General features: G+C 72.7%; 14 protein-coding genes. 3 read left to right on the top strand and 11 right to left on the bottom strand.

Annotated features, from left to right (window positions below):
• Positions 1–5: 5 nt before the first annotated feature.
• The 6 genes from RB608_RS13460 to RB608_RS13435 are packed head-to-tail and all read right to left on the bottom strand — an operon-like array spanning position 6 to position 11,928.
• Positions 6–1,292: a DUF58 domain-containing protein gene (locus tag RB608_RS13460; RefSeq protein WP_308088467.1), complete on the bottom strand. Its 1,287-nt coding sequence runs from the start codon at positions 1,290–1,292 to the stop codon at positions 6–8.
• Between the two features lie 4 nt (positions 1,293–1,296).
• The gene (locus RB608_RS13455; RefSeq protein WP_308088466.1) at positions 1,297–2,268 is read right to left on the bottom strand and encodes a MoxR family ATPase; all 972 of its coding nucleotides are present in this window, start codon (positions 2,266–2,268) and stop codon (positions 1,297–1,299) included.
• Positions 2,269–2,323: 55 nt separating this feature from the next.
• The gene (locus tag RB608_RS13450) at positions 2,324–8,464 is read right to left on the bottom strand and encodes an Ig-like domain-containing protein (protein WP_308088465.1); all 6,141 of its coding nucleotides are present in this window, start codon (positions 8,462–8,464) and stop codon (positions 2,324–2,326) included.
• Positions 8,461–9,981: a serine/threonine-protein kinase gene (locus RB608_RS13445; RefSeq protein WP_308088464.1), complete on the bottom strand. Its 1,521-nt coding sequence runs from the start codon at positions 9,979–9,981 to the stop codon at positions 8,461–8,463. The genes RB608_RS13450 and RB608_RS13445 overlap by 4 nt, the downstream gene beginning before the upstream one ends.
• 1 nt (position 9,982) lies before the next feature.
• A complete protein-coding gene (locus tag RB608_RS13440) occupies positions 9,983–11,110 on the bottom strand; it encodes an FHA domain-containing protein (protein WP_308088463.1) in 1,128 nt (375 codons plus the stop codon).
• Complete coding sequence (locus RB608_RS13435; protein ID WP_308088462.1) at positions 11,107–11,928, bottom strand: protein phosphatase 2C domain-containing protein; 822 nt, start codon at positions 11,926–11,928, stop codon at positions 11,107–11,109. The genes RB608_RS13440 and RB608_RS13435 overlap by 4 nt, the downstream gene beginning before the upstream one ends.
• Positions 11,929–12,071: 143 nt before the next feature.
• Between RB608_RS13435 and RB608_RS13430 the strand changes: the two genes are divergently transcribed.
• Positions 12,072–12,443: an FKBP-type peptidyl-prolyl cis-trans isomerase gene (locus RB608_RS13430; protein WP_308088461.1), complete on the top strand. Its 372-nt coding sequence runs from the start codon at positions 12,072–12,074 to the stop codon at positions 12,441–12,443.
• Positions 12,444–12,699: 256 nt separating this feature from the next.
• Here RB608_RS13430 and RB608_RS13425 read toward each other — a convergent pair whose 3' ends face one another.
• From RB608_RS13425 to RB608_RS13415, 3 genes are all read right to left on the bottom strand, one after another.
• Positions 12,700–12,933 carry an RNA-binding S4 domain-containing protein gene (locus RB608_RS13425; protein WP_282404673.1) on the bottom strand — a complete coding sequence of 78 codons (234 nt, stop codon included), beginning with the start codon at positions 12,931–12,933 and terminating at the stop codon, positions 12,700–12,702.
• An 87-nt stretch (positions 12,934–13,020) separates the two neighbouring features.
• A complete protein-coding gene (locus RB608_RS13420) occupies positions 13,021–14,280 on the bottom strand; it encodes a DUF445 domain-containing protein (protein ID WP_308088460.1) in 1,260 nt (419 codons plus the stop codon).
• A gap of 269 nt (positions 14,281–14,549) precedes the next feature.
• Positions 14,550–15,995 (bottom strand): MFS transporter, encoded by a 1,446-nt coding sequence (locus RB608_RS13415; RefSeq protein ID WP_308088459.1) that lies wholly within the window; start codon positions 15,993–15,995, stop codon positions 14,550–14,552.
• Positions 15,996–16,072: 77 nt separating this feature from the next.
• On the opposite strand from RB608_RS13415, the gene RB608_RS13410 reads away from it, so the two are divergent.
• A complete protein-coding gene (locus RB608_RS13410; RefSeq protein ID WP_308088458.1) occupies positions 16,073–16,666 on the top strand; it encodes a TetR family transcriptional regulator in 594 nt (197 codons plus the stop codon).
• Positions 16,666–17,343 carry a Pr6Pr family membrane protein gene (locus RB608_RS13405; RefSeq protein ID WP_308088457.1) on the top strand — a complete coding sequence of 226 codons (678 nt, stop codon included), beginning with the start codon at positions 16,666–16,668 and terminating at the stop codon, positions 17,341–17,343. Before RB608_RS13410 ends, RB608_RS13405 begins: the two co-directional genes overlap by 1 nt.
• Positions 17,344–17,442: 99 nt before the next feature.
• On the opposite strand, the gene sigJ is transcribed toward RB608_RS13405, so the two are convergent.
• Positions 17,443–18,342, bottom strand: a complete 900-nt coding sequence (gene sigJ, locus RB608_RS13400; protein ID WP_308088456.1) for an RNA polymerase sigma factor SigJ — start codon at positions 18,340–18,342, stop codon at positions 17,443–17,445.
• Complete coding sequence (locus RB608_RS13395; RefSeq protein WP_308088455.1) at positions 18,335–19,075, bottom strand: NAD(P)H-binding protein; 741 nt, start codon at positions 19,073–19,075, stop codon at positions 18,335–18,337. The genes sigJ and RB608_RS13395 overlap by 8 nt, the downstream gene beginning before the upstream one ends.
• Positions 19,076–19,107 lie beyond the last annotated feature (32 nt).

Raw genomic sequence — 19,107 nt, 5'->3', positions numbered from 1 at the left:
TGACCTCATGCGGACACCCGTCGTACGGCGACGCCGAGCTCCTCGAGCCGCCCGACCGTCGCGACGCCGAGGTCGCCGAGCCAGCGCACCGACGGCTCGTGGCCGACCAGGCAGCGCACCGCGATCACCCGGGTGTCGACGGGCAGGTACTGCCGGGCGCGCCGCAGGTCGGTGATCGTCACGCCGGAGCCGATGCACAGCACCATGACACTCGCGGCGAGCTCGTCGGCTCTGAAGTGGCGGGTGACGTCGACCAGCCGGCGGGCCTTCCAGTCGTAGGTGAGGCCGGAGAGGCCGTCGAGGAACCGCTGCGCGCTGGCCGCGGGGAGCGACGCGTGCGACGCCACCGCGCTGAGCTGCTGGCCGTCCGCGAGCGCCTGGGTGCCGAGCGAGCCGGCGACCGAGATGGCCAGCTCGAACTCGTCGTCGCTGGAGTAGTCCTCCAGCCGGGAGCTCACCATCGTGAGCAGGTGGGAGCGCCGGGTCTCCTCGAACTGGCGGACCATGAGGGTGCCGGTCTTGGCGCTCGACTTCCAGTGGATGTGGCGCCGGTCGTCGCCGGCGACGTACCCGCGCAGCGCATGGAAGGAGACGTCGTTGTCGGAGACCTTCGGCACGGTGCGGCCCTCGAGGTCGCGGATCAGGCCGGCGGCCGAGCCATCGACGCGCAGCGTCTTGGGATGCACGTACAGCGTGTCCATCTCGCTGAGGTGACGCTCGCGGCGCAGCAGGCCCAGCGGATCGGCCCGCACCGCCGTGACCGGCCCGACGTCGAGGACCGCTCGGTGCGCGGTGGGTACGGCGAACAGCTCCTCGTGCTCGGCACCCGGCGCGAGACCGGGGAGCTCGAAAGCGGCGCGCCCCGCGCCGACCGGGAACTCGACGACCAGCGACCGCGAGCGCCGGGCGCTCGGGTTGGCGACGGTGAGATAGCCGTTGGCCCGCTCGCCCACGATCACCCGATCCCGGGCGAGGTCCAGACGCGCCAGCAGCGGGAGCCGGCCGACCACGAAGACGATCGCGATGAGCAGCACCAGGGCCAGGAAGATCCCGCCGACGAGCAGTTCGCGCCAGCGCAGCAGGGGACCCGCCACCAGCAGCGCCAGCGCCATCACCGCCACCACCCAGCCGGCCGGGGTGACCGTCCCCGTGACCGGTCCCACCGCGTGCCGGAACCGCCGGGTCCGGTCGGCGATGTCGTCGCGCAGCCGACCGCCCAGCGCCTGCCGGCGGCGGGAGAGGTCGGTGAGCGTGCGGCGCGCGCCGGACGCCCAGGAGCGGGGGCCCTTCATCGGTTCATCGGCCGGCGGGCTCCAGGGGGACCGAGACACGCTCGAGGACCCGGCGGACGACCTCCTCGGTGGTCGTCCCACGGAAGTCCTCCTCGGGGTCGAGGACCATCCGGTGCGCGAGGACGGAGACCGCCAGCGTCTTGACGTCGTCGGGGACGACATAGCTGCGGCCGTAGGACAGAGCCCAGGCCCGGGCGGCGCGGACCAGCGCGAGGCCGGCGCGAACGCTGGTGCCGAGGACGACCTCGGACGCCTCACGGGTGCCCTCGGTGATGCTCGAGACGTACTCGTAGATGCCTGCCTCGACATGGACCTGCTGGGCCAGCCGGATCAGGTGGAGCACGTTCTCGCCGCTGATGATCGGGCGCAGCACGGTGGCGGCCTTGCCCTTGGGTGCGTTGGCGAGGATCTGGACGGTGTTCTCGTGGTCGGGATAGCCGAGCGAGGTCTTCACCAGGAACCGGTCCAGCTGGGCCTCGGGCAGCCGGTACGTCCCGGCCTGCTCGATCGGGTTCTGGGTCGCGATCACCATGAACGGCTGGTCGACCTGGTGGGTCACGCCGTCGACGGTGACCTGGCTCTCCTCCATCACCTCGAGCAGCGCGGACTGCGTCTTCGGCGAGGCCCGGTTGATCTCGTCGGCGAGGACGACGTTGGAGAAGATCGGCCCCTGGTGGAACTCGAACTGCTGACTGCGCTGGTCGAAGATGGTCACGCCCGTCACATCGCTCGGAAGCAGGTCCGGGGTGAACTGGATCCGGTGGTGATCGCCCTGGATGGTCTGGGCGATGGCCCGGGCCAGCGAGGTCTTGCCCGTGCCGGGGTAGTCCTCGAGGAGCAGGTGGCCCTCGGCCAGCAGCGTGACGAACGCGAGCCGGACGACCTCGGTCTTGCCGACGATGGCCTGCTCGACGTTGGCGACCAGCTGGGCGAAGGTCTGCGAGAACCACTCGGTCTCTTCGGTGGTGAGCGACATGGTGTCCTTTGCGGTTCGTGGTGGTACGTGTCGTTCGGGTGCTGCTGGGTGTGGGTCAGCGCGCGGGTGTGTTGCGACTGATGCCGCCCGCGGTCACGGTCGCGTAGCCGCGGCCGGTGACCCGGCAGTTGGTCTTGCCGCCGGCGATGTAGTTGAACGACCCCGGCTGGGTGGTGACGAAGGTCGGGCAGTTGTCGGCGTTGACGACGCTCAGCCCGTTGAGGTCGACCCGGACCGGATGACCGCTGTCCACGAACCCGGCTCCGGTCACCCGCACCACGCACGACGCGTCGGCCTCGTCGCTCGAGCAGTTCAGGGTGATGCCCAGCTCGCGCTCCCTGGAGATCCCCGTGAAGGTCTTGACGTCGCTGTAGCGGCGCCCGTCGTCGGGGGCGTCGGAGACGGTCCGGGCCTTGATGGTGAGCGAGGTGTCTCCCTGCTCGACCCGCTGCTGGAACCGGGACCTGTCCTCCCAGTTCGTCCCGTCGACGCTGTACTGCACGCCGGTGACGTTCCTGCCGTTGGCCGTGCCCTGCTCGATGTCCAAGATGACGTAGTAGTACTCGCTGCTGCGCAGCGTGTCGACCTCGGGGATGCCCGGCTTGCCCCAGGTGTCGACGCCGGAGACCGAGCTGGACTGGCCGGGGACCGCGTCGTTGCCGTTGTACGTGACCGCCCAGACCTTGACCTCGTGGCTGCCGTTGGTGGGGAAGACGAAGTTCGCGCCACCGCCGGGGGCCGCGTTCACCGTGGTGGACAGCCCGTCGTTGGACTGGACGACGTAGTGTCGGATGCCGAGTCCGCCGTCGTCGGCCGGCGGCTCCCAGGCGATGCTGGCCGTCTTGTCGGCCGTCGAGTCGCCGACCTCGCGCAGGTTGCGCACCGGGCCGGCCTTGGTCCACGGCCGGCCCGAGACGCTCGGGCTGCGGTCGCTCGTGCCGGCGTCGTTGGTGGCCGCCACCGTGAAGGTGAACGTCTCCCCCTTCCGGATGCCGTCGGCGGGGTCGAACGTCTTGGACGACGTCGAGGCGTCCACGACGTACTGCGGCCGAGCACAGCCGTTGCACGTGATCGTGTAGCTGCTGACGGCATTGCCGTTGCTCTGCGAATCCGACCACTTCGACCAGTCGATCCGCACCCACGGCTGCTGGTTGTAGGGGCTGTCCTCGCTCGCGGTCAGCTGGGGCGCGACGCCCGAGCGCATCGGGATGCCGAACGGGGCGACCGCCTTGGAGGCGCCGGAGTACTGCCGGCGCGGCTCGACGTCGTTGACCGCGCGGATCTCGAAGGCGTACGGCGTGCCGTTGGTCAGGCCGGGGATGACCATCGAGGTCGCATTGCCCGGTGCCTGCAGGGTCCGGCTGCTGCCGGCCTCCTTGATCTCGTAGGCCGTGATCGCCGAGCCCTCGTTGGCCGGTGGCGTCCACCGCAGGGTGAGCTGGCGGTCCATCCGGTTGCCGGTCGGCTTGGACTCGTTGACGATGACGGGCGGCGTCATCAGGTCGGGCGCCTTGTTGGGGACGATCTCCTCCGACGGCGGACTCTCCTCGCCCCAGCCCTCGCTGTTGTGGGCCACCACGGTGAAGGTGTACGACTCCCCCGGAGTGAGGTTGACGAGGCGGCACGTGGTCGGGATGCAGGTCTGCCGGAAGCCCTGGGAGCCACGCACCTCGTACTCGTCGATGGCGGCGCCGTTGGCCTCGGGCTCACGCCAGGTGAGCACCGCGGAGGACGCCTCGACCGAGGAGAGGGTCGGCCGCTGCGGCGTACCGGGCACGTCGAGCACCTCGACGGTGATCCGGGCGGTGATCTCGCGGGCCCGGTCGCCGGAGGCGTCGGCGACGGTCACCTTGATCGTGGACGTCCCGGTGGCGGTCGGAGTGAACGTGACGACGGAGCCGTCGGTCTCGAGGCCGGACAGCCCGTTGCCCTCGAGGCGAGCGTTGCTGGCCTTGATCGGCTCGCCGGGATAGGGGTTGACGGCGTAGTCGGACAGGTCGACGGCCATCGACTTGCCCTTCGTCGCGGGGACGGTGATGGGCGGCACCTGCAGCAGCGGGCGGTCGCTGTCGACGACGTGGACGGCGACCGTCGCCTCGTCCTGCCCGCCGTGGCCGTCGTCGGCGACGACCTGCACCTGCAGCGCGTCGCCGTCCTTGGGGCCGCCCCCGGCCTCGATCGACAGGATGCTGCTCTCGGAGCCGATCTGCGCGTCGAGGCCCGGACCGGCGGACTTCACGGTCCATCGCATGGTGGCCAGGTCGTCGGGATTGGCGTCGCGGGTGAGGCCCGCGAGATCGACCTCCGCGGGGTCGCCGTCGACCGTGACGTCGACCGCGGCGTCGCGCATCACCGGGGCCACGTTGCCCGAGGGCTTCACGTCGATCGGGATCGTCAGCAGGGACGTCAGCGCGGCGTCCTCGGCGGCTGTCCGGCCGTCGCTGACCTTGACGGTCACCGAAGCCGGGCCGACGTGGTCGCGGGCCGGCAGGAACTCCAGCGAGGTGGGCTCGCCCTCGACGGGCTCCACGCCGCCGTTGACGGCGCTGGCCAGGGAGTCGGGGGCGATCTGCGGCTCCCGACCGGCGCGGGTGACGACGAGGTCCTTGAGGTCGAAGACCACGGGCTCCCCCGCGACCGCCCGCACGGGGATCCGGTCCTTGTCGGTCGTCAGCTGGGGCGGCACGTTGTCGGTGCCGGTGACGTAGATGACGCCGAAGGTGCCCGTGGACTCGTCGTCGGCGTCGTCGAGGCTGTAGAGCACGACCTGGTCCTCGGCCTTGAGCCGGACCCGGACGGCGGCCTCGCCGACGACCTCGCACTTGCCCCGGCTGCCGGCGTCACAGGCGGTGACGCGCAGGTCGGCCTTCGCACCGTCGAAGTCGAGGTCGTTGTCGAGCACCGGGATCTCGACCTGGGCGCCGGGCTCCTTGCCGATGATGTCGCCCAGGTCGGCCACGTCGTCGCGGGCGATGGGCGCGTAGAAGGGCGCGTCCTTGCTCGCCAGCACCTTGAGCACCGCGTTGTCCCGGGCCCCGGCGGCGTCCTCGATCGTGTAGCCGATGTTGGTCGCCTGGGAACCGGTGTCCGGGGCGCTGCCGACGTCGAGCTCGATGAAGCCGTTCTCGTGCTCGGCGGCCGTGGTGCTGTTGAGCTCGGCGATGCGCAGCGGGTCGTCGTCGGGATCGACGTCGTTGGTGAGGACGTTGTAGGAGATCGTGCGGTCGGGCTGGACGAGGACGCTGTCGTCGAGCGCGACCGGAGGCTGGTTCTCCGTCTCCTCCGGTACGACGCCGACGCGCACCTCGGCCACGCCCGTGGCGCCGTACTTGTCCTGCACCAGGATCTGGAAGAAGTCGGTGCCGGTCTTGCCCTCGAACGCCTCGTAGCGGATCCAGTCGACTCCGGTGTCGAGGACCCGGCCCAGCGACGGTGCGGTGAGGATGCTGCGGAAGGTCACCGAGTCGCCGTCGGCGTCGGCACCGACGAGGTCGACGGAGATCACCTTGGGGCGCCCGGCGATCACGCGGTCGATGATCGGCTGCGGCAGCGGCGGGTGGTTGTTCTTCGCCGAGTCGGCCACGACGTAGACGCTGACCTCCGCGGTGGCCTTGAGCCCGTCGGCGTCGCGCACGCCGTAGAAGGCCGAGTAGGTGCCCGGCTCGTCGGGCGCCCGCAGCCGCAGGGTGTCGCCGGCCACCCAGATGTCGAGGTTCTGCGGGTCCAGGTCGGACTGGAACAGCCGCGGCTTGCCGCCGTCGGGATCGGAGTCGTTGTCCAGCACGGGGATCGTGGTGACCGAGCCCGCCCGGACGGTGACCTGGTCCTTGTTGGCGACCGGGTGGCGGTTCTCCTGGGTGGAGCGACGCTGCGAGACGACGAGCTGGCCGATGGCCGAGCTGCGGCCGTCGGACACGACATAGTCGACCGTCGCCTGCTGGCCCACGATGTCGGTCGCGGAGCTGATGACGGCGAGCCGCTTGTCGACCACCGACACCTTGACTCCGGGGATCGAGGGGCGCCCGATCCGCTTGACGACCAGGACGTCGCCGTCGGGGTCGAGGTCGTTGAGCAGCAGGTCGACCTGGGCCGTGCCGCCGGGGGTGATCACGGCCTTGTCGCGCACCGCGACGGGGGGCCGGTTGTCCTTGGGGGGCGACTCGATGTCGAGCCGGATGAAGGACGACTCGGTGGCGGAGGAGTTGTAGGCGGTGTACTCCAGGTAGTAGCTCTTCGCCCTCGACGAGAAGAACGTGAAGGTGCCGGACTCCAGGTCCTTGGAGACCTTCGTGCCCTCGTCGTCGCCGACGACCCTCACGCCCTTGAGCGTGAGGTCGGTGCCCTCCGGGTTGCGGTCGTTGGTCAGGGGCTGGACCACGACCTGGGTCCCCGCGACGCCCGAGGCCAGGTCCGGCACCAGCTCGGGCGGCGCGGCGTCGTCCAGGATGTCGACCGACAGCTTGCCGACGAAGCTGTCGACGCCGTCGTCGATGGTGTACTCGATCTCGCTCACCGGTGACCCGGTGCCGTCGTCGGTGAAGGTGATCGTGCCGTCCGGCCGGTACTCGACCTCGCCTCCGGGTGCGGTCGCCTCGGTCAGGGTGAGGTCGTCGCCGTCCATGTCGTAGAAGTCGGCGAGCAGGTAGTAGCTGGACGAGGCGCCCTTCGCGACCCGCAACCGGGGATCGCGGTCGTCCATCCGTCGGGGTCGCTCGTTGGTGCCGTCGGTGCGGATCTGCAGCCGCACCTCGGCCCGGACCTCCTCGTTCACGCGGCCGTCGGTGACGTAGTAGTAGAACGTCGACAGGCCGGTGGCGTCGGCGGGGACCGCGACCTGGAGCTGGGTGCCGCCGCCGACGATCCGGACCTCGAGCTCCGGCCCGCTGACGTGCTGGGTCTTCGAGATGCTGATGATGTCGCCGTCGGGGTCGTGGTCGTTGAGAGCGACGACGGGCAGCACGGTCGAGCGGCCGGGGCGGGCCCCGAGGTCGTCGTCCTGTGGCTCGGGAGCGCGGTTCTCCTGGTCGGGGACCTCTTCGGTCGTCTCCTTGAGCTTCGACTTGTTCTGGTTCTGCGGGTCGACCGCGGGCCAGTTGTCGATCTTCGCCTTGCCGGGGTCCTGGACCAGCCAGCTGTCGCCGGTGCGGGTGTCGTTGAGGACCACGACGTCGCGGTTGACCCGGAACCGCAGGTCGGCCCCCTCCTCCATGCCCGGGATCGGGGAGGCGTCGTCGTCGGCGGTGCCCGGGCAGTCGCGGAGGTAGTTGTGGGGCGAGGTGGCATCGGACCAGGCGGCGTACACGCAGCCGGTGCCGGACATCTGCACGGGCGCGGCCGGCGTGCCGGAGACCTCACCACGGCCGGCATCCTTCAGTCCGCCGCCGTCGACCGGGGTCACCTGCAGGCCCTCGACGGTCGCGACGTAGACATCCTCGCTCTCGCCGGACGGCTGCTGGAGCTCGACCCGGGAGGGGTCCGCGGTCTCGACGACCACCGGGTCCGCGCCGGGACGGCTCAGCTCGAGGCTGTTGCGGTTGTAGAGCACCGGGGTGTCACCGACGACGGTCATCGCCACCATCGCGGGGTCGGTGCCGACCTTCTCGCCGAGCTGGATCTCGTCACCGGCCACGGCGTCGCCGGCCTCGTCGAGGGTGTACGGCGTGACCTTGCCGTCGCGCCCCAGCACGTAGGCCCGGCCGTCGGCCCCGACCGCCGGGCGCAGGGCGCCCTTCAGGTCCGGCGGCGTGGTCTTCGCCGAGAATCCGCGGAAGCGCTCGGCCGAGCGGACCCAGGCCTTGCCGGTGACGGGGTCGACGACGGCGAAGGTGGAGCCCCCGTTCGCGACCACGGCACCGGTCGGCAGGCCGGTCGGCTCGAGCGCGGCGGCACGGGGGATGTCGACCTGCTTGACGGCGCGGTCCGAGGAGGCGTCGTCGACGTACAGGCTCGTCGCCCGCTGGAAGATGTCGAACTCGACGCTCCCGGACTCGACGCCGAGGTCGAGCTCCTTGATCTGCGGGTTGAGCCGGGCGACCAGGCCGAGGTCGCGGTTGGTGACCCACACCCCGCCGTCGTTGAGCTCGACCTCGGTGAACGGCTTGCCGTCGTGCTGGTAGGCCAGCACGACGAGGGTGCCGAGCCCCAGGGCCAGTGCCGTCGCTGACGCCGTCTTGCGCCACCTGCGCAACGCGCTCATTGCCCCACCGCGCAGACCTGGTCGGAGGGCGCCGACGGTGGGCTCCCCTCCCGGGACAGGACCAGCTGGATGCACGCCGTCGCGCCCTGCTTGACCTTCAGGGTCGTGCTGGTGGCCTCGGTGTACTCGGGCTCGATCTGCTCGACCCCGTCGCCGGTCAGCAGGACCTTGAACTCGTCGCCGTCGCGCGGGTCCTGCTGGGTCCAGGTGAAGGTCACCCGGGTGCCCTTGACGGACTTCGTGACCACCGGCGCCGGCGGTACGTCGATCAGCTCGACCGGGTCCGGGGGTCCCTCGCCGCGCAGCGGGCCGTCGCTCGGGTCGTCGTCGCCGGCGGCGCCGGCCATCAGCGCGTAGCCCACCGCCCCCACCAGGGCGGCGACGACCACGCCGACACCGATCCGGGCGGGCAGACCGAGTCGGCGCTCGTCGGAGCGCTGCGGGGCGGGACGTCGTGGTCCGTGGCGGCGCGACGAGCTGCCACCGGTCGTGCCGCGACCACCGGTGCTCGCCGGTGCGCCGGGACCGTGGCCGGACGGGTGCTCGCCCTGGTCCGGCCGGATCTGACCGGGCCGCTCCTGGACCGCCGCCGGGATGATGACCGAGACCGGGCGGACCAGGGTGCGCGCGTCGTTGGGGTGCTCGTCGCCCAGGGCCGACGGCGAGGCGTCCATGACCTCGAGCCGGGTCGGGGACTGGCGTAGCTCGATCTGGACGTCCTGGAGCTGGCGGCCGAGAACCATCGCGGACACCGGACGCTTCTCGATCTCGACCGACATCGAGCGGCGCAGCACGTCGATCAGCGAGGCCGGGACGTCCGGGCGGCGCAGCGGGGTCAGCTGGCCGCGCTCGATCCGGGTCATCAGGCTCGCGTTGTCGTTGGCCGCGTCGCGCCGCTCGAAGGGCGGGTGGCCGATCAGCAACGAGTAGAGGGTCGCCGCGAGCGAGTAGACGTCGCTGCGTACGTCGTGGCTGTCGGCGCTCAGCGACTCCGGCGGTGACCACGGGATCGACAGGCCCTGCGCACCCGCGCCGGTCTGACCCACGACCGAGGCGATGCCGAAGTCGGTGAGGAGCGGGACCCCGAAGGTGCTGGTGAGGATGTTGTGCGGCTTGATGTCGCGGTGCAGGATCCCGGCGCGGTGGGCGGTCTCGACGGCACTGGCGATCTTGACGCCGATGTCGAGGACCTCGCCGACCGACAGCGGCTGGGAGCGGTAGCGCTGGGCGACGTGCGGCGGCGGGCAGTACTCCATGACCAGGAAGGCCCGGCCGTCGGAGCTCACGCCCGCCTGGTAGATCGGCACGATCGAGGGATGGCTGGACAGCTGTGCCATCACGTTGGCCTCGGCGCGGAACAGCTCGATCGAGGCCGCGTCGCTGCCGCTGCGCAGCACCTTGATCGCGACCTGCCGGGTCGGCAGCTCCTGCTGGTAGCGGAAGACGTCGGCGAAGCCGCCCTCGCCGACGAGGTCGACGAAGGCGAAGCCCGGGATCTGCGGGGCGTGCAGAGTCATCTCAGGAGTCCTCCGGCGCGGGGACGACGGTGGCCGTCAGGCCCTTGGAGAGCGTGAGGACGTCACCGACGGCGACCTCGGTGGCCACCCCACGGTCCAGCGGCACGGGCACCCGGCCCTGGCGGGCCAGCAGCGTGCCGTTGGTGGACCGGTCGGTGACGATGATCCGGGTGCCCTCGGCGGCGACCTCGAGATGGGTGCTGGAGACATAGGGGTCGTCGAGGGTGACCAGCGCCGGGAGGTTCTGGCTGCCGCCGACCTGCTGGATGCGCGGGCTGCGGCCGATGAGCACCCGGCGTCGTACGGGAACGGTGCGGCCGGTCGAGAGCGCCAGCGCGATCACCGGTCGATCGGGCAGGGCGGGCGGCGGGACGGCCGGCGGGACGGCCGAGGCCGCGCGCAGCGCCTGCAGCTGCGCGGGTGTGATCGTGCGGCCGTCGTGCTCGGCGGACTCGGCGGCCGGAGCGGCGGGCGCGGGCCAGTCCGGCGGCGGCAGGGAGGGCGGGGGCACGGTCGGTGGGGGCGACGACGGCAGCGGCGCGGCCGGCGGGGTGGCCCGGCTGCCGCGGACCACGGTGTACTCGGGCGCGGGAGGCGCGGCCGGCGGCATCTGGGACGGCATCTGGGACGGGGGCGGCGGTGCCGGGGGCGGTGCCTGGGGCGGTGCCTGCGGCTGCGGAGCCGGGGTGCTGGTCGGCCGCACCACCGGACGCCAGGTGACCCCGGCGCTGCGGACCACGCCGCCGGTGAGCGGCAGGCTCGGCCCGGTGGCCGGTGGGCCGAGGGGGACGACGTCCACCACCGCGCCGAGGGTCAGGGTCGCGGAGGCCTCGGTCCACATCGTGGCGTCGCGGCCGTCGACCGAGAACCCGTCGACCCGGACGGCGAGCCCGCCTCGGATGAGGATCCGGGCATCGGCACCGTCGATCCGGACGGCGGCGAACTCCGGCAGCGCCCGCAGGTCACCGCGGGAGAGCACCTCGACGATCGTCGGGGCCTCGAGGTCGCGGTCGAGCAGCTGGGTGACCTCGGCGAGCCGATCGGCCGTGGTGACGACCACGCCCTCCTCGGTGACGAGGGTCGCGAGGTCGCCCGGACGATAGGTCGAGACCGGCGCGGCGGGGATCATCCGACGCCTCGCGGGCAGGGCTCGGTGTCCTCCGACGCGGGCGCGACGGCGCCCTCGGCCACGACGTCGACCAGCACCACCGTCACGTTGTCGTGGCCACCCGCGGACACGGCCGCGTCGACGAGGGTGTGGACGGTCAGATCGGGCGACATGCCCTCGGACAGGATGTGCAGGATCGCGGTGTCGGAGAGCTCCGAGGTGAGGCCGTCGGAGCACAGCAGCAGCCGTGATCCCGGCTCGGCGGGGACCAGCGCGAAGTCGGCCTCCGACCGGGTGAGCGCACCGATCGCACGGGTCACGACGTGACGCTCGGGGTGGCCGAGCGCCTCGTCGCGCGTCAGGCGGCCGGCGTCGATCAGCTCCTGCACCACCGAGTGGTCGGTGGAGATCTGCTCGAGGACGCCGTCGGCGTGCGTGTAGGCCCGCGAGTCGCCGATATTGGCGAGCAGCCAGTAGCCCCGGCCGTCCTCGAGGACGTAGGCCGCCGTCACCAGCGTCGAGCCGGGCGCGGAGCTGAACTCGGCGGCCAGGGAGGCGACCCGGTGCTGCGCCGTCTCGATCGCGGCCTCGACGTCGGCGGGCTGGACCTCGTGGAGCGAGGCCAGAGACTCGAAGGACTCGACGACCAGCCGGCTCGCGACATCGCCGCGGGCGTACCCGCCCATGCCGTCGGCGACGAGGAAGACCGGGGGCGCCACGAGCGAGGAGTCCTCGTTGACGCTGCGCACCCGCCCCGGATGGGTGCCCGCGGCGTGGACCAGGCGTGTCGCTCGACCCGGCGACGGCCAGGACTCGGCACCCGTCACGCTGACTCGCACCGCCCGACCCCCGAGACCGTCCCATGCCCCAACCACCCACCGGCTGGGACGCTGGAGGGCAGCCTAACCCGCGCCCGGGTGTCATAACCCTATCGAGGGGACACTCGGAACGGGCCCCGAACGCCTCCCATTAGGCTGGCGCGATGAGCGAGAAGCCCGAGATCGACTTCGTCGACCCCACCCCGCCCACCGACCTCGTCATCACCGACCTCACGGTCGGGGACGGCGCCGAGGCCACCTCCGGCAGCACGGTCTCGGTCCACTACGTCGGCGTGGCACTGTCCACCGGCGAGGAGTTCGACGCGTCCTACAACCGTGGCACGCCGCTGCAGTTCCGCCTCGGCGTCGGCCAGGTCATCCAGGGCTGGGACACCGGCGTGCAGGGCATGAAGGTCGGCGGCCGCCGTCAGCTCGTCATCCCGCCGCACCTCGGGTACGGCGACCGCGGCGCCGGCGGCGTCATCAAGCCGGGTGAGTCCCTGATCTTCGTGGTCGACCTGCTCGAGGTCCGCTGAGCCCCTCCGGCCAGCCCCGGCCCCAGCCCCGGCCACAGCGGTCTTGCCGCCAGGCGAACTGAGATCCTGCCGGCCCCGGCCACCGCAGAGCAGTGTCGGCCCGGAGCCGAAGGGAGCGAGGAACGAGCGACCGGAGGCGGAGGGAGACGCTGCTCTGCGTGCCGGCGGCTTGCCGCCACGCGAAGGCAGGGCCCACGACGCTCGACCGCGCGTGCGGCAGCGCGGCGCGACGAAGGAGCGACACGCTCGCACCAGTTCACCAGGGCAGGTTGTCCGGGACGTCCTCGTCGGACACCCGGGCGGCCTGCCCCTGCAGCTCCACGACGTCGCCGAGGACGAGTTGGCGGCCACGGCGGGTCTCCACCTCACCGTTGACCCGGACCAGGCCGTCGGCGATCACCGGCTTCGCCTCGGCCCCGGACTCCACCAGGTTGGCGAGCTTGAGGAACTGGCCGAGCCGGATCGACTCGTCACGGATCGGGACGTCCATCGGCTCGGGCACGGGGCCAGCCTAGGATCGACCCGTCGCGTTTGAACGCGCCGGGTCGGCATTCCCACGACGTTCGGACGCGCCGGGTCAGTGGAGGGCGACCGACACCGTGTGGATCAGGACGCCGACCAGGCCGCCGACGATGGTGCCGTTGATCCGGATGAACTGCAGGTCCCGACCGACGTGGAGCTCGATGCGGCGGGCGGCCTCCTTGCCGTCCCACCGCTCGATGGTGTGGGTGATCACGGCGGTCAGCTCGGCGCCGTAGCGGTCGACGGCGAACACCGCCGCGTCGGCGGCGAGCCCGTCGAGGCGGGCGCGGAGGGCGGCGTCGGAGCGGAGCCGGGCGGAGGCGCCCTCGATCTCGACCAGCAGCCGGCGGCGTACGGCGCCCTGCGGGTCGCCGAGCGAGGACAGCAGTGCCTTGCGCAGCGCCTGCCACAGGGAGATCGCGCTGGCGATCACCGCGGGATGGTCGAGCACGCGGTCCTTGAGGCGCTCGGCGCGCTCCTGGGTGGCCGGGTTGGCCAGCAGGTCGTCGGCTAGCTGGCCGAGCATCGAGTCGACCGCACGGCGGGCCCGGTGCTCGGGGTTGTCGCGGATCTCGGCCATCCAGCGGACCATCTCGAGGTGCAGCCGGTTGATCACGTAGGTGTTGACCGAGTCCGGCGCCCACCAGGGCGCCCGCTCCCCCAGCACGTCGTGGACGGTGTCGGGGTTGGCCAGGAGCCAGCCGTGCAGCTCCTCGAGCATGAGGTCGACCAGCCCGTGGTGGAGGTCGTCGCGGATCGCCTCGGCGAGCAGCCCGCCCAGCAGGGGCGCGATCGGCTCCTCCCGGAAGCGGGGCACCAGCGCCTCGGTCACCAGTGCCTCGATGTGGTCGTCGCGGACCTTGCCCAGCGCGAGCGCGGCGATCTCGGAGCCCTCGGTGACCACCCGCTCGGCGTTCGCGGGAACGGCGAGCCAGTCCGCCACCCGCTGGGAGATCTGCACGCCCAGCACCCGCTCGCGGATGATGTCCTCCTGGAGGAAGTTCTCCCCCACGAACTCCTCGAGCCCCTTGCCGAGATCGTCCTTGCGCTTCGGGATCAGGGCGGTGTGCGGGATGGGCAGCCCGAGGGGGTGCTTGAACAGCGCGGTCACCGCGAACCAGTCCGCGATCGCGCCGACCATCGAGGCCTCCGCGCCGGCGTTGACGAACCCCCAGGCACCGTCCCTGCCGAGCGTGGCCACGTAGACGGCGGCGGCGAGCAGGAGCAGGGACACCGCGACGGTGCGCATGCGCCGCAGCGCGCCGCGGCGGGCGGCGTCGGCCGACGGGTCGGAGGGGATCAGCGGGCCGGACACGCGCCCATCCTCGCCTACCACCCGGTCTCCCTCCCCGGACGCCGCGCCCGCACGCGCCGTCGACCACCCGGCAACACCCTCCCGGCCACCCGGCGGCGGCACGCACGCGGCCCCGGAGCGAGGCTCCGGGGCCGCCACGAGGCTGGGCGGAACCCCCCAGTCACCGCAGTGCCTCGTTCGCCCCCATCAACGACCGGGCCCGGGAGAGGTTCCGGATGTACCCGTGATGTGTTGTCGCGGCTACCCGGTCCCGGTGGGAGAGGCGACGGTCAGCGGACCGCGGCGTCCCCCGAGCGCGGCACCAGCGCGGCGAGCAGCACGCCCAGGAAGGCGGCTGCCGCACCCACGCCGAAGCACACCGCGAAGGCGTTCTCGGTCGGCAGGGCGTAGCCGCCGACGTCCACGGTCGAGGCGGTCAGGATGGCCGCCATCACCGCGGCGGAGGCACTGGTCCCGACCGAGCGCATCAGCCCGTTGACGCCGACGGCCGAGCCGGCCTCGGCGAGCGGCACCGACTGCAGGATCAGGGTCGGCATGGCGGCGTACCCGATGCCGACGCCGGCGGAGGTGATGCAGCTGGCGACCATCAGCTGCCAGGGCGCGTCGGTGAGGAAGAGTGCGAAGAGGTAGCCGAGACCGAGCACGGTGCCGCCGACCATCAGCGTCACCCGCGCGCCGACCACCCGGATCAGCCGCCCCGAGACCGGCGAGAACACCATCATCACCAGGCCGCCGGGGGCCATCCACAGTCCGGTCTCGAGCAGGGTCTGCCCGAGGCCGTAGCCGCTCGCCGCGGGCGACTGCAGCAGCCGGGGTACGACGATCGCCTGGGCCATCATGCCGAAGCCGATCGCGATGGCCGCGACGTTCGTGAGCAGCACCGGGCGGCGGGCCGAGACGCGCAGGTCGCACAGCGGGTCGGTGACGCGCAGCTCGTAGCTGCCCCAGGCGAGCAGGACCAGCAGGCCGGCGACGAGCAGCCCGAGCGTGCGGCCGTGACCCCATCCCCAGTCGTTGCCCTTGGAGACCGCGACCAGGACGGCCACCAGCCCGAGGGCCAGGCCCGCGGCCCCGACGGCGTCGAAGCGTCCGGGCGTGGCGTCCCGCACGTGCGGCACCAGCGCGACGACCGCCAGGGCGACGACGGCGGCGAGGCCGGTGGACACCCAGAACAGTGCGTGCCAACTGAAGTCCTCGACGATCCAGGCCGACAACGGCAGGCCGATCGCGCCGCCGACACCGAGGGTCGCGCTCATGGCTGCCATGGCGGTCGGCGTCACCCGGGGCGGGGTGACCTCGCGCAGCAGGGCGATGCCGACCGGGATGAAGCCCATCGCGAAGCCCTGGAGCAGCCGCCCGGCCAGCATCGGCACGAGCGTGCTGCTGAGCGCGCAGACGAGCGAGCCGAGCACGAGCAGCAGTGCGCTGAGCACGAGGATCCGCTGCTTGCCGTAGAGGTCGCCGAGCCGCCCGGAGATCGGCATCGCGACTGCGCCGGCGACCAGGGTCGCGGTCACCACCCAGGACGCGTTGGCCTCGGAGGTGTCGAGCAGCCGGCCGAGCTCGCCCTGGATCGGGATGACCATGGTCTGGGTGAGGGAGGCGACGAGACCGCCGAGGCACAGCACCGCCACGGTGAGGAGGGGTGAGCCCGGCGTACCCGTGCCCGGCGTTGCGGGGGCGCCGGTCGCCGGCGCGGAGGAGGACGCAGTCACGAGCGCTGAGTCAACGGCGTTGACCGTACTTGTGTCAACACCGTTGACGGATCTCGGCGATGCCCTACGGTTGCCGTGTGACGCACCCCTCCCCCGACCCGAGCCGGCTGCGGCCGGCGGGCCTGGCCACCCGGACCGCGATCGAGGACGCCGCGCGCACCCTCTTCGCCGAGCGGGGCTTCGACGGCGCGTCGGTGCGCGGGATCGCCGGGGAGGCAGGGGTGGACCCGGCGCTGGTGATCCGCCACTTCGGGTCCAAGGAGGCCCTCTTCCTGCGCACCGTCGACACCTCGCTGGGCATCGGCTCGGTCCTCGACGGACCGCTCGAGGACGTCGGGCGCCGCCTGGTGGCCTACTTCCTCGACCCCGCCCGCCCGGTGATCCGCCAGCGGTACGTCGCACTGGCTCAGGCCGCGCACCACGACCAGGTCCGCGAGGAGATGAACCGGCACACCGCCGAGACCTACGTCGCCCCGCTGGCCCCGCGCCTGGCCGGCGCGGACGCCGAGCTGCGCGTGGCGCTCGCGGTCGCCCAGCTCGCCGGCCTGCTCGACCTGCTCTTCCTGCAGCGCGACCCCATCCTCACCGCGGCCGACCCCGCGGCCGTCATCGCCACCTACGGCGACGCGATCCAACGCCTGCTCACCCCACCCGGCCCCGAGGACGCCTGATGCGCGGCGCCCGCGGCTGGCACATCCTGACCGCGGCGATCACCGTCGCCGCCCTCCTCCTCCAGCTCGTCCTGGTGCTCCAGGGCGGCCGGGTCCTCGACGAGGCCGAGCCGCCCGGCCTGGGCCTGCGGCTGGCCCGGTTCGTCGCCTACTTCACGATCCAGAGCAACCTCCTGGTCGCCGTCGCGACCACGATGCTGGCCCGCGACCCGTTCCGGGACGGCCCGGCGTTCCGGGCCCTGCGCCTGGCCGCGACGGTCGGCATCACCGTGACCGGGCTGGTCCACTTCTTCCTGCTCCGCCCGCTGCTCGACCTGCACGGCGCCGACTGGCTCGCCGACAAGATGCTCCACATGGTGGTGCCGCTGGTCGCCGTCGTCGGCTGGTTCGCTCTCGGCCCCCGCCCGCGAATCGACGGCCGCGCGATCGCCGTCGCCCTCGGCTGGCCGATCGCCTGGCTCGCCGCGACCCTCGGCGTGGCCACGGCGACGCGATGGGTGCCCTACCCGTTCCTCGACTTCCGCGAGGAGGGCTGGGGCTCGGTGGTCGTGGTGTGCGTCGGCATCACCGCGCTGTTCGCCGCGCTCATCGCCGGCTTCCGGTACGCCGACCGCCGCCTCGCGCCCTCCGGCGCTGGGGCGGCCGCGGGTCGGCTCCGGGGCCGGGCGGAGCAGTAACACGCCGTCCACCGCGCTACCCGCCACTTCTCCGCAGCACCGCCCCGCTGAGGGCCGTTCTCGCGCTGACAACCGCCGACCAGTCGGGTGGACAGCGTGTTACTGCCCAGCGGTGCGCACGGCCGCCGCCAGCTTCGCCGGCGCCCGCAGGATGTCGACGCGGGTGGCCCGGTCGCCGGCGACGGTCAGCACGATCAGCGAGGTCAGCACGCCGTCCTCGCGCAGCCCGATCGCGGGCGCCCCGTTGACGCCGAGCAACTCGATCTCGACGTCGCCGACGTACTTGGCGACGAGCCCGGCGAGGAAACGCGCCGACCGCTCGGCGCCGTGCACCGGACGGCGGGCGGCGCTGACGGCGCCGCCGCCGTCGCTGGTGACGACGACGTCGGGGTCGAGGGTCGCGACGAGGGCGTCGAGGTCGCCGCCGGCCGCGGCGGCGAGGAAGCGCCCCAGGACGGCCTCGTGCTCGCTCCGGTCGACCTCGAAGCGGGTCGGCTGGGCGGCGAGATGGGCCCGGGCGCGCGAGGCGAGCCGACGGACGGCGACCGGGGTGCGGCCTACGACGGCGGCCACCTCCGGGAAGCCCATGCCGAAGACGTCGTGCAGCACCCAGGCGGTCCGCTCCGCCGGGGACAGCGACTCGAGAACGACGGCCAGCGCGTAGCTGACGGTCTCGTCGAGGGTGACCCGGTCAGCCGGATCGGGGGCCGGGTCGACGGGGTCGACGTAGGGCTCCGGCAGCCACGGACCGACGTACTCCTCGCGGCGCACCCGCGCCGAGCGCAGCACGTCGGTAGCCGCGCGGGCGACCGCGACGGTCAGCCAGCCGGTGAGGTCGCGGACCGGTTCGCGGGCGTCGGCCGCGACGAGCCGCGACCAGCAGTCGGCGACGACGTCCTCGGCATCGGCGCGGCTGCCGAGGATGGCGTAGGCGACCCGCACCATCCGGGGCCGGAGCGCGTCGTACTCCTCGGCGAGGCCCTCACGCACGTCAGGCACGGGCGAGCCACGCGTCGAAGGTCTCCCGGCCGAGCGTGGCGCCGGCGCCCGGCAGCAGACCGCCGGCCTTCGTCTGGCGCCCGGCACGTCCCACCATCGGCACGGGTACGACGAGCCGACGCGACCCGCGCGCCCTGAGCACCCGGCGCACCATCGCGTCCATCGCCTCGGGCCGCGGTCCGGCGAGGTCGGGCAGCAGACCGGCGGGCCGGTCGACCGCGGCGGCGACCAGCTCGACGGCGACCTCACGGGCGGCGATCGGCTGGGTGCGCATCCGCAGTCCCAGCGCGAGGGGGCGCGGGCTGCGGTCGATGACCTGCCCGGCGAACTCGTGGAACTGGGTCGCGCGCAGCACGGTCCAGGGCAGCGGTCCGGCCGCGACCAGCTCCTCCTGACGGCGCTTGCCGAGGTAGTAGGGCAGGTCGACGCGGTCGCAGCCGACGATCGAGAGCGCGACGTGGTGGCGCACCCCGGCGGCCGCGCCGGCGGTCAGCAGGTGCCCGGTCGCCGCCTCGAAGAAGGCGATCGACCGCTTCGCGCCCATCGTCTCGACGTTGCTCACGTCGATCACGGCGTCGACACCGTCGAGCGCGGCGGCCAGCCCGTCGCCCGTCACCAGGTCGACCCCGACCGAGCGGGCGATGACCACCGGCGTCCCGCCCGCTCGGCGTACCTCGTCGACGACCATCCGGCCGACCAGTCCCGTGCCGCCTGCCACTGCGATCTTGTTCATGACAGGAGGACGAGACAGGTCGCCGGAGTGTG

This window comes from Nocardioides sp. LHD-245 (assembly GCF_030929495.1).
Taxonomy (GTDB): Bacteria; Actinomycetota; Actinomycetes; order Propionibacteriales; family Nocardioidaceae; genus Nocardioides.
This window is presented reverse-complemented; position numbering and strand designations above follow the sequence as displayed.

Coding starts and splice junctions, on each gene's coding strand:
- RB608_RS13460 (WP_308088467.1), bottom strand. CDS start 1,292: ATGAAGGGCCCCCGCTCCTGGGCGTCCGGCGCGCGCCGCACGCTCACC.
- RB608_RS13455 (WP_308088466.1), bottom strand. CDS start 2,268: ATGTCGCTCACCACCGAAGAGACCGAGTGGTTCTCGCAGACCTTCGCC.
- RB608_RS13450 (WP_308088465.1), bottom strand. CDS start 8,464: ATGAGCGCGTTGCGCAGGTGGCGCAAGACGGCGTCAGCGACGGCACTG.
- RB608_RS13445 (WP_308088464.1), bottom strand. CDS start 9,981: ATGACTCTGCACGCCCCGCAGATCCCGGGCTTCGCCTTCGTCGACCTC.
- RB608_RS13440 (WP_308088463.1), bottom strand. CDS start 11,110: ATGATCCCCGCCGCGCCGGTCTCGACCTATCGTCCGGGCGACCTCGCG.
- RB608_RS13430 (WP_308088461.1), top strand. CDS start 12,072: ATGAGCGAGAAGCCCGAGATCGACTTCGTCGACCCCACCCCGCCCACC.
- RB608_RS13425 (WP_282404673.1), bottom strand. CDS start 12,933: ATGGACGTCCCGATCCGTGACGAGTCGATCCGGCTCGGCCAGTTCCTC.
- RB608_RS13405 (WP_308088457.1), top strand. CDS start 16,666: ATGCGCGGCGCCCGCGGCTGGCACATCCTGACCGCGGCGATCACCGTC.
- RB608_RS13395 (WP_308088455.1), bottom strand. CDS start 19,075: ATGAACAAGATCGCAGTGGCAGGCGGCACGGGACTGGTCGGCCGGATG.